17 protein-coding genes and 1 other annotated feature are annotated in these 15,656 nt (G+C 43.5%); all 17 genes read left to right on the forward strand.

The annotated features are described in order from the left end of the window. Positions 1–73: 73 nt before the first annotated feature. The 17 genes from spoIIGA (at position 74) to P8596_RS09715 (ending at position 15,648) form a co-directional block, all read left to right on the forward strand. Positions 74–1,000, forward strand: a complete 927-nt coding sequence (gene spoIIGA, locus P8596_RS09635) for a sigma-E processing peptidase SpoIIGA (RefSeq protein WP_279726710.1) — start codon at positions 74–76, stop codon at positions 998–1,000. 53 nt (positions 1,001–1,053) lie between these two features. Further along, the gene (gene sigE, locus P8596_RS09640) at positions 1,054–1,773 is read left to right on the forward strand and encodes an RNA polymerase sporulation sigma factor SigE (protein WP_034755828.1); all 720 of its coding nucleotides are present in this window, start codon (positions 1,054–1,056) and stop codon (positions 1,771–1,773) included. 199 nt (positions 1,774–1,972) lie between these two features. After that, positions 1,973–2,749: an RNA polymerase sporulation sigma factor SigG gene (sigG, locus tag P8596_RS09645; protein ID WP_060669863.1), complete on the forward strand. Its 777-nt coding sequence runs from the start codon at positions 1,973–1,975 to the stop codon at positions 2,747–2,749. A gap of 517 nt (positions 2,750–3,266) precedes the next feature. Beyond that, positions 3,267–3,554, forward strand: a complete 288-nt coding sequence (locus P8596_RS09650) for a YlmC/YmxH family sporulation protein (RefSeq protein ID WP_034755825.1) — start codon at positions 3,267–3,269, stop codon at positions 3,552–3,554. 51 nt (positions 3,555–3,605) lie between these two features. After that, positions 3,606–4,427 (forward strand): peptidoglycan editing factor PgeF, encoded by an 822-nt coding sequence (pgeF, locus tag P8596_RS09655; protein WP_279726712.1) that lies wholly within the window; start codon positions 3,606–3,608, stop codon positions 4,425–4,427. Position 4,428: 1 nt separating this feature from the next. Then, entirely contained in the window at positions 4,429–5,103 is a 675-nt protein-coding gene (locus P8596_RS09660; RefSeq protein ID WP_034755823.1) for a YggS family pyridoxal phosphate-dependent enzyme, read from the forward strand. A 16-nt stretch (positions 5,104–5,119) separates the two neighbouring features. After that, the gene (locus P8596_RS09665; protein WP_034755821.1) at positions 5,120–5,563 is read left to right on the forward strand and encodes a cell division protein SepF; all 444 of its coding nucleotides are present in this window, start codon (positions 5,120–5,122) and stop codon (positions 5,561–5,563) included. Between the two features lie 8 nt (positions 5,564–5,571). Then, positions 5,572–5,835, forward strand: coding sequence for a YggT family protein (locus P8596_RS09670; protein WP_034755819.1), 264 nt, complete (start codon positions 5,572–5,574; stop codon positions 5,833–5,835). 98 nt (positions 5,836–5,933) lie between these two features. Continuing rightward, the gene (locus tag P8596_RS09675; RefSeq protein WP_279726713.1) at positions 5,934–6,704 is read left to right on the forward strand and encodes a YlmH family RNA-binding protein; all 771 of its coding nucleotides are present in this window, start codon (positions 5,934–5,936) and stop codon (positions 6,702–6,704) included. An 89-nt stretch (positions 6,705–6,793) separates the two neighbouring features. Further along, positions 6,794–7,309, forward strand: a complete 516-nt coding sequence (locus P8596_RS09680) for a DivIVA domain-containing protein (protein ID WP_034755815.1) — start codon at positions 6,794–6,796, stop codon at positions 7,307–7,309. A 48-nt stretch (positions 7,310–7,357) separates the two neighbouring features. Then, positions 7,358–7,591: a binding site (T-box leader), on the forward strand. A 120-nt stretch (positions 7,592–7,711) separates the two neighbouring features. Continuing rightward, positions 7,712–10,483 carry an isoleucine--tRNA ligase gene (ileS, locus tag P8596_RS09685; protein WP_224520305.1) on the forward strand — a complete coding sequence of 924 codons (2,772 nt, stop codon included), beginning with the start codon at positions 7,712–7,714 and terminating at the stop codon, positions 10,481–10,483. Between the two features lie 138 nt (positions 10,484–10,621). Continuing rightward, the gene (locus P8596_RS09690; RefSeq protein ID WP_254651300.1) at positions 10,622–10,903 is read left to right on the forward strand and encodes a hypothetical protein; all 282 of its coding nucleotides are present in this window, start codon (positions 10,622–10,624) and stop codon (positions 10,901–10,903) included. Between the two features lie 106 nt (positions 10,904–11,009). Further along, positions 11,010–11,504: a signal peptidase II gene (gene lspA / locus P8596_RS09695; protein WP_224520303.1), complete on the forward strand. Its 495-nt coding sequence runs from the start codon at positions 11,010–11,012 to the stop codon at positions 11,502–11,504. Further along, a complete protein-coding gene (locus P8596_RS09700; protein WP_279726715.1) occupies positions 11,476–12,387 on the forward strand; it encodes an RluA family pseudouridine synthase in 912 nt (303 codons plus the stop codon). The genes lspA and P8596_RS09700 overlap by 29 nt, the downstream gene beginning before the upstream one ends. Positions 12,388–12,581: 194 nt before the next feature. After that, a complete protein-coding gene (gene pyrR, locus P8596_RS09705) occupies positions 12,582–13,127 on the forward strand; it encodes a bifunctional pyr operon transcriptional regulator/uracil phosphoribosyltransferase PyrR (RefSeq protein WP_034755802.1) in 546 nt (181 codons plus the stop codon). Positions 13,128–13,275: 148 nt separating this feature from the next. Further along, positions 13,276–14,604 (forward strand): solute carrier family 23 protein, encoded by a 1,329-nt coding sequence (locus P8596_RS09710; RefSeq protein ID WP_224520302.1) that lies wholly within the window; start codon positions 13,276–13,278, stop codon positions 14,602–14,604. Positions 14,605–14,769: 165 nt separating this feature from the next. Further along, the gene (locus tag P8596_RS09715) at positions 14,770–15,648 is read left to right on the forward strand and encodes an aspartate carbamoyltransferase catalytic subunit (protein WP_279726982.1); all 879 of its coding nucleotides are present in this window, start codon (positions 14,770–14,772) and stop codon (positions 15,646–15,648) included. Positions 15,649–15,656: the final 8 nt, after the last annotated feature.

Below are 15,656 nucleotides of genomic sequence, written 5' to 3' on the forward strand. Positions count from 1 at the left end.
ACGATATACTTCTGATAAGTCATTCCGGTCTTTATCAGAATCGAATTGTGAGGTGTTAAAAGGAGGGTAGAGATTGACTTTATACTTGGATGTCATTTGGTTGTTAAATCTGTTAGTAGACTTTTTCTTATTATGGTTAACAGGAATCATCTTAAAGAGACAATACACCCTCTGGAGAATAGCGATCGGGAGTCTGATAGGCTCAGTCATTATTCTCCTCGCTTTTTCACCATTTGCTCACTTTACTGGAAACCCCTTAGTCAAGTTATTATTTTCCGTTGTCATGGTGTATTCAGCTTTTGGCTATAGAAGATGGCGCTACTATATGTCAAATCTTCTTATGTTCTATTTCGTCACCTTTTTTACGGGTGGGATATTAATTGGGACTCATTATTTTATCAGCTTCGATCCAAGCGCGGAATCATCCATGCTGCTTGCAAGCATACGCGGGTTTGGTGACCCGATAAGCTGGGTATTTGTGATGCTCGCCCTGCCGCTTGCCTGGTACTTTTCTAAGGGAAGGGTGGATAGTATCGAGCATGTGAAGCTCCAATATGATCAGCTCCTGAAGGTCAAGATCCAGATCGATGATTTCCATTGTACTGTAAACGGTCTTGTGGATAGTGGGAACCAACTTCAGGATCCCATTTCAAAAAGTCCGGTGATGATTCTATCCATTGCAGAAATCGAGGGTGAGATCCCGGATGAAATGAAGGCACTTTGCCATGATGTAGATGACATTTTTTCGGGTGAGAAACAAATCGATACCCGCTGGTCTGACAGGATGCGTATCGTCCCGGCACAATCGGTGGGAAGAAGCAGTCAGCTTCTAGCAGCGATAAAGCCTGATTCATTGGTACTCAGTGATCATGAGGCAGAATGGACCATATCAAATGGGTTAGTCGCCTTTAGGGAAGAACCCTTATCGGCGGATGGCAATTTCGGGGCGATCGTCCATCCGAAAATGGCTGCAAGAAAGCCGGTGCTTAACGTTTCGTAAATCAATTAATACTACTATACTCACAATTTAAAGAAATAGAAGGGGGAGCAACAATGAAAAAATTCAAATTCAAATTTTTATATTACTGGTACAAACTGTTAATCAAGCTGGGCCTGAAGACAGATGAAATTTACTACATAGGTGGTAGTGAAGCGCTCCCTCCACCGTTGACAAAGGAAGAGGAAGAAGTCCTCCTCCATAAATTGCCTAAAGGTGACAAGGCAGCGCGATCCTTATTGATTGAACGTAATTTAAGACTGGTAGTCTATATCGCCCGAAAGTTTGAAAACACAGGCATCAATATAGAAGATCTGATCAGTATCGGAACCATCGGCCTTATTAAAGCAGTAAATACCTTCAATCCAGAGAAAAAAATCAAGTTGGCGACCTACGCTTCTAGGTGTATAGAGAATGAAATTCTTATGTACCTAAGAAGGAACAACAAAATCCGTTCGGAAGTCTCATTTGACGAACCCCTTAATATCGATTGGGATGGAAATGAACTGCTGTTATCAGATGTACTCGGGACGGATGAAGACATCATTACGAAAGACCTTGAAGCAACAGTGGATAAAAAATTACTCTTTAATGCCCTGCATCAGCTTTCAGATCGAGAAAAGCAAATAATGGAGCTTCGATTCGGATTGATGGGGGAAGAGGAAAAAACCCAGAAAGATGTAGCTGATATGCTTGGGATTTCCCAGTCCTACATTTCCCGTTTGGAAAAAAGGATTATTAAGCGACTGAAGAAGGAATTCAATAAAATGGTTTAACCTTTAAAGCTGACTTTTTCAATTGAAAAGGTCAGCTTTTTAATATGGCCAGGAATTAAAAAAATTTTTAGCTTTTTAAATCAGTTATCGTAAGGGATTTGGAACGCACCTGCCACTGCCTGTCAGAATGAAATGCATATTTTTCCTCTTCAAGGAAATACTGAATTTTGTACAGCAGCTCCTACAAGGAGGGGAAAGAATGACACGTAATAAAGTCGAGATTTGTGGTGTGGATACGTCCAAATTACCAGTACTCAAAAATGATGAAATGAGAATTTTATTCAAAGAAATGCAAGCGGGTGATATTTCCGCGAGAGAAAAACTGGTCAACGGGAATTTACGCCTCGTCTTAAGTGTAATTCAACGCTTTAATAACCGTGGTGAGTATGTTGATGATTTATTTCAAGTAGGGTGTATCGGATTAATGAAATCCATCGATAATTTTGATTTGGGTCAAAACGTTCGATTCTCTACATACGCGGTACCGATGATCATTGGGGAAATCCGTCGATATTTGAGGGACAATAACCCGATAAGGGTGTCCCGTTCACTGCGGGATATTGCGTACAAAGCTCTGCAAGTAAGGGAGAAATTAATGGGAGAGACATCCAAGGAGCCGACTGCGGAAGAAATAGCCAAAGTTCTTGATGTTTCTCACGAAGAAATCGTATTCGCACTGGATGCCATACAAGATCCCGTTTCGCTGTTTGAACCCATCTATAATGATGGAGGAGACCCCATATTCGTTATGGATCAGCTGAGCGACGAAAAGAATCGCGATTTTCACTGGATCGAAGAAATTGCCCTTCAAGAAGGAATGAGACGATTAAATGATCGTGAAAAACTCATTATCAGCAAACGCTTCTTTCAAGGAAAAACCCAAATGGAAGTCGCAGACGAAATCGGAATCTCCCAAGCACAAGTATCAAGACTCGAAAAAGCAGCAATCAAACAAATGAACAAAAATATTCAGTAAAAAGAAAAGCGGAGGCGGCTCGATCAGCCCCGACAAGCACAACAGGAAAATCCCAAAAGGCGTACTTTGCCTTATGGGATTTTTCAGTTGTGACCTCGAGGGGCTAGCCGCCGCAGCTGGACAAAGAAAAGCGGAAGGGCTTTGCCCAGAGGCGACAAGCATAAGACGAACCATCCGGAAAGGCGTACTTTGCCTTTTTGGATGGTTTGACTTATGACCTCGAGCCTCTAAGCCCTGTAGCTGGACAAAAAGAAAAGCGGAGGCGGCTCGATCAGCCCCGACAAGCACAACAGGAAAATCCCAAAAGGCGTACTTTGCCTTATGGGATTTTTCAGTTGTGACCTCGAGGGGCTAGCCGCCGTAGCTGGACAACGACAAGCATAGAAAAAGGCAGATTTCCCGAGGGAAGGTCTGCCTTTTTTTTTGATGCATACACTTATAATATCTACTATAAAAAGGTGAAGTGTATCACCGCTATCAAAAGATAAGGAACTTCATGAAAAGAGGGTGAAGAAGTATGGTGCGTATATCAGAGTTCCAGGTGAAGGATGTTGTCAGTATTTCAGATGGGAGGAAATTGGGGAATATCGGTGACATTGAAATCAATCTTGATACTGGAAGAATCGAGGCAATCGTGATAGGCACTGGGGGAAAAATATTGGGTTTTTTCGGGAAGGACGAAGATATCGTGATTCCATGGAGCAGTATCGTAAAGATTGGGGAAGACGTCATTCTTGTCCGATATAAAGACAGCCATTATATACAAGGACAGCTTCAGGAACCGAAACAATCCCCCGATACATGACGAATCTCAATGGACTATGGTACACTAAATAAAAAACGAGGGAGATTCACCGTGTCGAAAGAGCCTTTTATAACAGAGACAAACTCATATTACTCCATTGGAAAATGGACGAAAGAAAACCCGGAACTCGTCGCGGGCATCACCACTAATCGTGGCGGAAATAGTGAAGGTCCTTTTCTGTCATTCAACATGGGGCTTCATGTAGGAGATAAGGAAACATCCGTCATTCACAATCGCACACTTCTTGCATCCGCTCTGGATATGCCTCTTGATTCCTTTGTGGCTGCTGAACAGACACATGGGAAGAATATTTCTTTCGTGAGCCCTGAGGACAGAGGGAAAGGTGCAGAGAACTATCATAACAGCATTAAAGATACCGACGGATTCGTTACAGGGAAAAAAAACATTCTGTTAACGATGTGCTATGCAGATTGCGTTCCCCTTTATTTCCTTGACAGAACCACTGGAACAATTGGTCTTGCTCATGCGGGATGGAAGGGGACGGTCCTTGAAATAGGGCCGAAAATGGTCGGTTCGTTTATCGGGAAAGGTTCCTCCCTGTCTTCCATAGAAGTGGTGATAGGCCCTTCCATATGTAAAGATTGCTATATTGTGGATGATTATGTGATTGACAAAGTGAAAAAAACACTAGAAGATGAAAACAACTTACCCTATAATTTAAAGGAAGAGGGACAGTACAATCTGGATCTGAAGAAATTAAATCATCAGCTCTTGGTTCAGTCCGGATTGCATTCTGATCAAATTCATACTTCCAGTTTTTGTTCGTCCTGTCACGATGAATTTTTCTCTTATAGAAGAGATGGTGGAGAAACGGGAAGAATGATGAGTTTTATTGGCTGGAAGGAGAAATAAAATGAAGGTATCTGAAAATATTCAACACATCAATGAAAACATCCAACGTGCCTGTGAACGCAGCGGCAGAAGGATGGAAGACGTTCATGTCGTGGCGGTCACGAAATACGTATCCATCGACCGTGCAGAAGAAGCAGTCGAAGCAGGGCTTCTTCACTTAGGGGAAAACCGGGATGAGGGTCTGACCTCCAAGTGGGATGTTTTACGGGACAAGGCCCGGTGGCATTTCATCGGTTCCCTGCAATCAAGGAAGGTAAAAAACATCATTGATAAAGTATCATACATACACTCCCTGGATCGTCTGTCATTGGCCAAAGAAATTCACAAAAGAGCGGATAAGCCTGTGTCTTGCTTCGTTCAAGTGAATGTTTCCGGAGAAGAATCCAAACATGGTATTTCTCCCGATGAAGTGAAAGAATTTGTCGGCAGTTTAAAAGACTTATCCAATATTAAAGTCGTAGGATTGATGACAATGGCTCCACATACGGATGATGAACCTTTCTTAAGGTCTTGTTTCAGGCAGCTGAAGACCATTCAGGAAGAAATCCGTTCACTTAATCTTCCATATGCCCCATGTACAGAATTATCCATGGGAATGAGCAACGATTATGTGATTGCAATTGAAGAGGGTGCCACATTTATTCGTATTGGAACTGCATTAGTTGGAAATGACTGAGAGGGGATGAATACAAATGGGTATTAAGTCAAAGTTTAAAACGTTCTTTTTGCTGGATGAAGATGAATACGAATATGAAGAAGAAAAGTATGAAGAAGAATACGAGGAGAAAAAGCCCATGAAGTCGCAGCTTTCAAATACAAAACAAAATGTTGTGAGCCTTCAGAGTGTCCAGAAATCTTCCAAGATGATCCTTGTAGAACCTAGAGTATATGCAGAGGCACAGGAAATTGCAGACCATCTAAAGAATCGACGCTCTGTATTGGTAAACCTGCAGCGGATACAGCATGACCAGGCGAAGCGTATTGTCGACTTTCTCAGCGGGACGGTGTATGCAATCGGCGGCGACATTCAACGTGTAGGTGATAATATTTTCCTTTGCACACCTGACAATGTTGAAGTGAGCGGGAATATTTCTGAATTCTTAAAAGAGGAAGATTTAGCAGACTCGAGGTGGTAATGTAAATTATGGTAATGCTTTATGAAATTTTGTCAAAACTAATACAACTATACTCCTGGGCGTTAATCATTTATATTCTAATGTCCTGGTTCCCGAATGCCAGAGAGACGTCGATCGGACAGTTCCTTGCAAGGATCTGTGAACCGTATTTAGAACCGTTCAGACGATTTGTCCCATCGATCGGTATGATTGATATTTCACCGATTGTGGCATTCATTGTGCTGAATCTTGCCCAATCCGGGTTGTACCAATTATTTAGATGGCTTATTTAATCAGGACTATGGTAAGGAAAGATATCTATAAAGGGCTGAAACCGGTCAAACAGTTTCGGTCCTTTTATTTTGGGTAAAACACAGAGGGGGTGAAGAGTATGTCTTCGATCTATCAACATTTCAGGCCGGATGAGAAGGAATTTGTAGATGCGGTGCTCCAGTGGAAGCAGACAGTGGAAGATCAATATACAGCGAAACGAACGGACTTTTTGGACCCGAGACAGCAGCATATTGTCAGGTCCATCATTGGTCAAAACGATGGAATCCTTTTATCCTTTTATCCTGAGAATACGGAACGGAAACGAGCTTTATTGTACCCACCTTATTTTCAGCCAAAGGAAGAAGATTTTGGAATGAGGGTTTTTGAAATACAGTACCCTTCGAAGTTTGTTACAATAGAACATAGACAGGTTTTAGGGACCTTGATGTCTATTGGATTGAAAAGGGATAAGTTCGGGGATATCCTGACAGGGGAGGATACCATTCAGCTGATGCTTGCAGATGAAATTGCGGATTATGTCCTGATGGAACTGACCCAAATAGGGAAAGCCAAGGTTTCGTTAAAGGATATTCCACTGAGTGAACGAATGGAAAGCCGGGAAGAATGGCAGGAGAAAACGACTACCGTCAGTTCAATGAGGCTGGACGTCGTACTTGCAGCCATCTATAATGATTCCCGCCAAAAGGCTCAAACCTTGATCAAAAGCGGACATGTAAAAGTGAATTGGAAAGCAGTTGAAAATCCCTCCTTTGAAGTCGAAGCTTCCGATGTTCTATCTGCCAGAGGGTACGGAAGAAGTAAGGTACTGTCCGTGGAAGGAAGAACAAAACGGGATAAATGGCGAATCTCTGTGGGGATTCTGAAATAATTTAAGAAAAATAGAGGAATTCTCCCACAAACTGTCGAAATTTTAGTTATAATAAATATGTAATTCACCAAGTACTGGAGGTGGCTCCCATGCCTTTAACGCCATTAGACATACATAATAAAGAATTTAGTCGTGGCTTTCGTGGTTATGATGAGGACGAGGTTAACGAATTTTTAGATCAGATTATTAAAGATTACGAAATTCTGATCCGAGAGAAGAAAGAAACGGAAGAACGTTTAAACTCCTTGAATGAACGTTTAGGTCATTTTACAAGCATCGAGGAAACGTTAAACAAGTCAATCGTCATTGCGCAAGAAGCAGGGGAAGAAGTCAAACGGAATGCAATGAAGGAATCAAAGCTGATCATTAAGGAAGCCGAGAAGAATGCAGATCGGATTGTGAATGAATCACTATCCAAAGCCCGTAAGATTGCCATTGAGATAGAAGAACTCAAGAAGCAGTCAAAGGTGTTCCGTACTCGTTTCAAAATGTTGATCGAAGCACAGCTTGATCTTCTTGATACAAATGACTGGGATCAGTTAATGGAATTCGATTTGGATGCAACGGATTTAAAAACTTTAAAAGAAGAAGAGACATTGTCTTGACGAAAAGAGCAATACTTTCATATAATTGAACAACAATCTTAATTGTATTAATAGGCTAAGACAGGGACAGTACGTACTTATCATGAATCCTTTCTAGCGAGTCGGGGACGGTGTAAGCCCGACAAGGAAAGAAGCCCGGAAGATCACCCTCGAGCCCTGCTCATGAAATTCCTCTCCGAAGAGTAATGAGTGGCGATTTATTCACGTTACGAATCAACAAGTGAAGGCCAAATTCGGTCTTTATGAGGGTGGTACCGCGGGAAAGGCTTTCTCGTCCCTATTCAGGGATGAGAAAGCTTTTTTTTATTTCTCGAAAAAATGAAAGTTCACCCTGCCTGATTAAGAAGTGAAGGATATAGAAAAGATGGCAATTAAGAGAGATATGATTAGGAGGATGATTTCATGGAATACAAAGATACATTATTGATGCCGAAGACGGAATTCCCGATGAGAGGGAACTTACCTAAGCGTGAACCGGATACACAGAAAAAGTGGGAAGAGATGGACATCTATCAAAAGGTACAGGAAAGAACGAGTGATCGTCCTTTATTCGTCCTTCACGATGGACCTCCATATGCCAATGGGAATATCCATATGGGTCACGCATTGAATAAGATCCTAAAAGACTTTATCGTACGCTATAAGTCCATGAGCGGTTACCATGCCCCGTATGTTCCAGGATGGGACACTCACGGTTTGCCGATTGAGCAGGCGTTAACGAATAAAGGCGTAAAGCGTAAAGAAATGACGATTGCCGAGTTCCGTAAATTATGTGAAGAGTATGCTTATGAGCAAGTCGATAATCAACGCAAGCAATTCAAACAATTAGGTGTACGGGGAGATTGGGAAAATCCGTATATCACATTAAAGCCTGAATATGAAGCACAGCAAATCAAAGTTTTCGGTGATATGGCGAAAAAGGGTTATATCTATAAAGGGAAGAAGCCTGTCTACTGGTCACCCTCAAGTGAATCAGCCCTTGCAGAAGCTGAAATCGAGTATCAGGACAAGCGTTCCCCATCCATTTATGTAGGTTTTGCCGTTACAGAAGGTAAGGGTGTCCTTGATGAAGGAACCCAACTCGTCATCTGGACGACCACACCGTGGACGATCCCTGCGAACCTGGGAATTGCCGTACATGCGGACTTGAATTATGTCGTTGTAAATGTGAAGGAAAACAGCTATGTCGTAGCCGAAGATTTGCTTGAAGACGTCGCCGAGAATCTTGAATGGGAAAATCATTCTGTGACCAAAAAGGTCAAGGGTGCAGAACTCGAGCATATCGTGGCAAAACATCCACTGTACGATCGTGACTCCCTTGTGGTCCTTGGTGAGCATGTTACGACTGATTCAGGTACTGGCTGTGTCCATACAGCTCCAGGGCACGGGGAGGATGACTTCCTTGTAGGGAAGAAATATGGACTGGATGTGTTATGTCCCGTCGATGATAAAGGGGTCATGACTTCAGAAGCTCCTGGGTTTGAAGGTTTATTCTATGATAAGGCCAATAAACCAATCACAGAAAAGCTTCAGGAAGCGGGGGCATTATTGAAGTTAAACTTCATCACCCACTCTTACCCACATGACTGGCGCACGAAAAAGCCGGTTATTTATCGGGCGACGGCACAGTGGTTTGCATCCATCGATAAATTCCGTAAAGAATTACTCCAGGCGGTAAAGGATACGAAATGGGTTCCCGCATGGGGAGAAACCCGTCTTTTCAATATGGTCAGAGACCGTGGAGACTGGTGCATTTCCCGTCAGCGTGCATGGGGAGTGCCAATCCCGGTATTCTATGCTGAGAATGGTCAGGAAATCATCACAGATGAGACAATCGATCATGTGTCCAAACTTTTCCGTGATCACGGATCAAATATTTGGTTTGAGAAAGAGGCAAAAGAACTCTTACCTGAAGGATTTACACATGAAGGCAGTCCCAATGGGAAATTCACGAAAGAACAGGACATCATGGACGTGTGGTTCGATTCAGGATCTTCCCATCAGGCCGTTCTTGAGGAAAGAGATGACTTGCAGCGTCCTGCAGACCTTTATCTCGAAGGATCCGACCAATATCGTGGTTGGTTCAACTCTTCATTGACAACAGGCGTAGCCGTAACGGGTAAAGCCCCTTACAAAGGCGTGTTAAGTCACGGATTCGCTCTTGATGGCGATGGAAGAAAGATGAGTAAATCATTAGGGAACGTCGTTGTCCCTGAAAAGGTAATGAAACAACTTGGAGCCGATATCCTTCGTCTTTGGGTAGCGTCTGTTGATTATCAGGCAGATGTTCGAGTATCTGACCCTATCTTGAAGCAGGTGGCTGAAGTCTACCGTAAGATCCGTAACACCTATCGTTTCTTGTTGGGGAACCTTTCTGACTTTAATCCTGAAACAGATGCGGTATCCTTTGATGGATTAAGAGAAGTGGATCAATTTATGCTCGTGAAGCTGAATGATCTTGTGAAGAATGTGAAAAATTCGTACGATAAATATGAATTTGCGAGCATTTATCATGCAGTCAATAATTTCTGTACACTGGATTTGAGTTCATTCTACCTGGACTTTGCAAAGGATGTTCTGTATATCGAGTCAGAAAATCACTATGAGCGCAGAGCGATTCAGACGGTATTGTATGAAAGCCTGGTAGCACTTACGAAACTGATGTCCCCGATCCTTTCCCATACAGCAGATGAGGTTTGGGCATACATCCCGGGTGCAGAGGGCGAAAGTGTCCAACTGACCGATATGCCTGAAGTACAACAACTCGCAAATGCGGATGAATTGAAGGAAAAATGGAACACATTCTTAGAATTAAGAGATGATGTTTTAAAAGCACTTGAGGAAGCACGCAATCAGAAGGTGATCGGTAAGTCATTGACAGCTAAAGTGACCCTATACGTCAATGATGAAACGAAAGGATTACTTGATTCCATCAAAGAAGACTTAAAACAGCTGTTCATTGTATCAGCCTTTGAAATCGGCGGAAAGGTGAACGAGGCTCCGGAGCATGCGTTAAGCCTAGGTGAAAACAACATTGTCGTTGAAAAAGCTGAAGGTGAAACATGTGACCGCTGTTGGATCGTAACACCAACAGTAGGAGAGGATAAAGATCATCCAACACTTTGCACACGCTGTGCATCCGTTGTGAAAGAAAGCTATTCTCATTTGGCATAATCAAGTAGGAGGTGACCTGTCATGTGACAGGTCCCTTTTTTTGTCTTTATACCTCAGCATTTCAAATTCCATAATTGCTATATCTTGCAACACAATATTCAGGGTCATTTCCCCCATACTATAAGTGGAGGGATCAAGATGACATATGACCGATACACATCCATTGTAGAAGAGCTTAAACAATCCTTGAAAGAGCTTGAAGCAAGTCAATCTCAACACCCTTTAATCCAGCAATATATAAACGACGAGATCACTGAAGTGAAACAGGCACTGAGTCGTGTCCGGGATAATCAATACGGTTACTGTGAATTGAGCGGGCAGGAAATCCCATTTGATTACATGTTGATGAACCCAACCTGTACGACGATTGAAGCTGCATACGAATGGAGAAGGTTTGGGAAGATTTCATCCTATTCGTAAATTTCTCCCGCGTTTCCATCGTTCTTCTCCAGTTTAAGTGTCTTTATTTCCCCTTTTATGCTAAAATGCAAAGGTAATCATTTAAAGATGTTCGGAGGTTGCCTTTGTGTATTATTATTTAATGGCTTTGGTTGTAATTGGACTGGATCAATTAACAAAATGGTTGGTTGTAAGAAGAATGACCGAGGGAGAAAGCATTTCGATCATAGATAATGTCTTTTATCTTACTTCTCATCGGAATCAAGGTGCAGCATGGGGAATACTCCAAGGACAAATGTGGTTTTTTTACATTATTACATTAATAGTGATTGTAGGTATCGTGTATTATATGCAAGTCCATGCAAAAGGACATTCATTGTTTAGTCTGAGTCTTGCTTTCATGCTAGGCGGTGCAATTGGAAACTTTCTTGACCGTGTCTTCAGAAAAGAAGTGGTCGATTTCTTAAATACATACATCTTTTCCTATGATTTCCCGATTTTTAATATTGCCGATGCAGCATTAACCATTGGAGTAGCACTGTTACTGATTTATATGTATTTAGACGAACGAAAAGCAAAGAAGGAGAACAAAAATGGAAGTAATTCAGCACAACATACTTGAGGAAAACCAGGGAGAACGAATCGACAAGGTCGTTAGCCAGTTGAATAAGGATTGGTCCCGTTCCCAGGTTCAACAATGGATAAAAGAAGGTCATATTAAAGTAAATGAAGAAGCGGTCAAACCTAACTTCAAGTGTCCGTTGAATGCAGTCATCACTGTATCGATTCCGGAACCGGAAGAATTGGATGTAGAGCCGGAAGATCTTAACCTTGATATCGCCTATGAAGACGGGGATGTCATCGTCGTAAATAAGCCGAAAGGGATGGTCGTCCACCCTGCACCGGGTCATTATTCCGGAACTATGGTGAATGGATTGATGCATCACTGTAAGGACCTGTCAGGAATCAATGGCGTGCTGCGACCAGGTATAGTACACCGTATTGATAAGGATACATCTGGATTGCTGATGGTGGCGAAAAATGACATGGCTCACGAGCATTTGGTGAATCAGCTTGTGGACAAGTCCGTTACCAGAAAATATACAGCCATCGTACATGGCCTGATCCCCCACGAATACGGGACGATCGATGCCCCGATTGGCAGGGATCCTAAAGACCGCCAAAGTATGGCTGTCGTGGATAATGGCAAACAAGCGGTCACGCATTTCAAAGTGTTGGACCGATATAAAGATTTCACCCTCGTTGAATGTGAACTGGAGACAGGCAGAACCCATCAAATCCGTGTGCATATGAAATACATCGGTTTCCCGCTGGCGGGTGATCCGAAATATGGACCGCGAAAGACGTTGAGCATTGAAGGACAGGCCCTTCATGCAGGTGTGCTTGGGTTTGTCCATCCCAGAACGGAAGAATATATGGAGTTCCATGCGGAGTTAACCGAAGAATTCACGAAATTGGTTAAGCACCTTGAAAATAACCGTTGACAAATTTCGACCTTGCCTTTATGATAGTGTTAATTGAATAAATAACCTTTAATACGGTCCCGTGAGGCTGAGAAGGAGCAGTGTACGACCAAAAATTCTTTGGCGTGCAATCAGATCATAACGATAAGTGTGCCCTCTCATCTCTACGGTGAGAGGGATTTTTTATTGAAATAAAAGAAAATGAGGTGGCGAAAATGACAAAGAAAGCAACAGTACTGGATCAACCCGCCATTCGAAGAGCGCTCACACGGATCGCCCATGAAATCATCGAACGAAACAAAGGAATTGAAGATTGCATCTTAGTAGGCATCAAAACAAGGGGCATTTATATTGCCAATCGATTAGCCGAGCGGATTCATGCGATTGAAGGAGAAGAAATTCCGGTCGGAGAAATCGACATCACCCTATACCGTGATGATTTAACGACGAAAACAGAGGATCATGAACCAGAAGTGAAGGGTTCTGACCTTCCGGTTGATATTACAAACAAGAAAGTCATTTTGGTGGATGATGTCCTATTCACTGGAAGAACGGTCCGGGCAGGGCTCGATGCCTTAATGGATCTCGGAAGGCCAAGTCAGATTCAACTGGCTGTGCTGGTTGACCGTGGACATAGGGAATTACCGATACGGGCGGATTTCGTCGGGAAGAATATTCCGACATCAAGCTCTGAGAAGATCATGGTCGCATTATCAGAAGTCGATCAGGAAGACATCGTTGCCATACACGAAAAAGAATAATGGAAGTCCTTTTAAGAGTGGTCCAGTGAGGCTGACAAAGGATGGGAATGAAGGTAGAATCAGGCCTTCTTATACCCTCTTTGTGCCCTCTTTAGGATAAAGAGGGTTTTTTAATGGGTAAAAATGGGTATTGGAGGAGGAAATAAACATGAATCAAAATCAACAAGTCGTGTTAGACGTAGAAGAAGTACCTAATATAGGAAAATGGATTACACTTAGCATACAACATCTATTTGCCATGTTCGGGGCAACGGTGCTGGTCCCGTTCCTGGTTGGATTAAGCCCTGGGGTTGCTTTGATCTCAAGCGGACTCGGAACACTTGCCTATCTCCTGATCACGAAGGGGAGGATCCCTGCTTACCTTGGATCGTCATTCGCTTTCATCGCACCGATCCTCGCTGCCAAGAGCCTGGGAGGACCGGAAGCTGCCATGATGGGAAGCTTCCTTGCAGGGATTGTATATGGAATCGTCGCGCTGCTAATATCAAAGCTTGGATTGAAATGGCTGATCAGGATCCTCCCTCCGGTTGTGGTAGGGCCCGTCATCATGGTGATCGGATTGGGTCTTGCCGGAACCGCCGTCAATATGGCCATGTATGAAAATCCCGGAGCAGAACAATTGGTTTACAGTAACACGCACTTCATGGTGGCTCTTGCCACATTGGGAATCACGGTCATCTGTTCGATTTACTTCAAAGGATTTCTCGGGATGGTCCCGATTCTTGCAGGTATCATCGGAGGATATGTCATCGCGGTTTTCGCAGGGCTGGTGGATTTTCAACAGGTAATCGATGCTCCATTCTTCCAGATGCCGGACTTCTTTGTACCGTTTGTGGACTACACGCCGAGCTTCTCATGGGAAATCGTATCGATCATGGTGCCTGTTGCACTTGTGACCTTGGCAGAACATACAGGGGACCAGATGGTATTAAGTAAGGTCGTAGGACGAAATTTCATTGAAAAGCCGGGTCTTCACCGCTCCATCCTTGGGGACGGGGTAGCGACTGTGATCGCCTCCTTCCTGGGCGGACCGCCAAATACAACGTACGGTGAAAACATCGGGGTGCTTGCCATTACACGGGTGTTCAGCGTATTCGTCATCGGCGGCGCTGCGGTACTTGCCATCATGTTCGGATTTGTCGGCAAGATAACGGCCTTGATCGGTTCGATCCCATCAGCGGTCATGGGTGGGGTATCCATCCTGCTATTCGGTATCATCGCTTCAAGTGGACTCCGTATGTTGATCGATAACAAAGTAGACTTAGGGAACAAGCGTAATTTAGTCATCTCGAGTGTCATCCTTGTCATCGGAGTTGGAGGGGCATTCGTAAAGATCAACGAGCAGGTTTCCCTATCGGGGATGGCCCTTGCAGCAATCGTTGGGGTGTTCCTGAATCTTGTCCTGCCAGGCAGGGAAGAAAGTGAAGGAAGTACCAACTTATTCGAGGAAGAGAAAGCTAAACAAGATGTTGCATAAATAGAAACACCTTTTAACATGGTCCAGAGAGTCTAGGAAGGGTGAATTTGAACAAGACATGCGGGATTATTCCGCACTGTCACTGTAAGTATGTTCAAAAACACCCTGTCGGTAAGATGACAGGGTGTTTTTTTGGAAGAGAAGAGAGGAAAGGGTTGTCTCATGATGAAGAACTTGTTGACGATGAATGACTTATCAAAAGAAGAAATCATTCACATACTGAATCAGGCGGAACGTTTTCAAAAGGGGGAAACCTGGGAGTCAGGGACCGGAAAATACGCGGCCAATCTTTTCTTCGAAGCAAGCACACGCACGAAATGCAGCTTTGAGATGGCGGAAAGGAAACTTGGTCTTGAAGTCATTCCTTTCGAAGCGCAAACATCAAGCATCCAAAAAGGTGAAAGCCTGTATGATACGGTGAAAACATTAGAGAGCATAGGAGTCGATACGGTCGTCATCCGTCATTCACTTGAACGCTACTTTGATCAACTGGCCCCTCTTAACATAAGTGTGATCAATGGCGGGGATGGGTGTGGAAATCATCCGACTCAATGTCTGTTAGATCTGTTGACCATCCATCAGGAATTTGGCCGATTCGAGGGAATCAAGGTATCCATAATCGGAGATATCGCCCATAGCAGGGTAGCCAGGTCGAATGCGGAAGCACTGACAAAACTCGGGGCAGAGGTTAATTTCTCAGGCCCAAAAGAATGGTTCAAAGCAACAGACCGAAAGCGCTATTTGCCTATAGATGAATGCATAACCGATTCTGATGTCATCATGCTTCTCCGTATCCAGCATGAACGTCACTCGATTACTTCGACCCTGACGACAGAGGAATACCATGAAAGCTTTGGACTGACGGAATCCAGGAAAGACAGGATGAAACCATCCGCTATCATCCTTCATCCTGCACCTGTCAACCGCTGTGTGGAAATAGCCGGCTCACTGGTCGAATGTGAGCAATCAAGGATCTTCAAGCAAATGGAAAATGGAGTATACGTGAGAATGGCCGTTTTAAAAAGAGCACTTGAAATCAACTGACTAGGGGG

Source organism: Rossellomorea sp. DA94, from assembly GCF_029834455.1.
Taxonomy (GTDB): domain Bacteria; phylum Bacillota; class Bacilli; order Bacillales; family Bacillaceae_B; genus Rossellomorea; species Rossellomorea vietnamensis.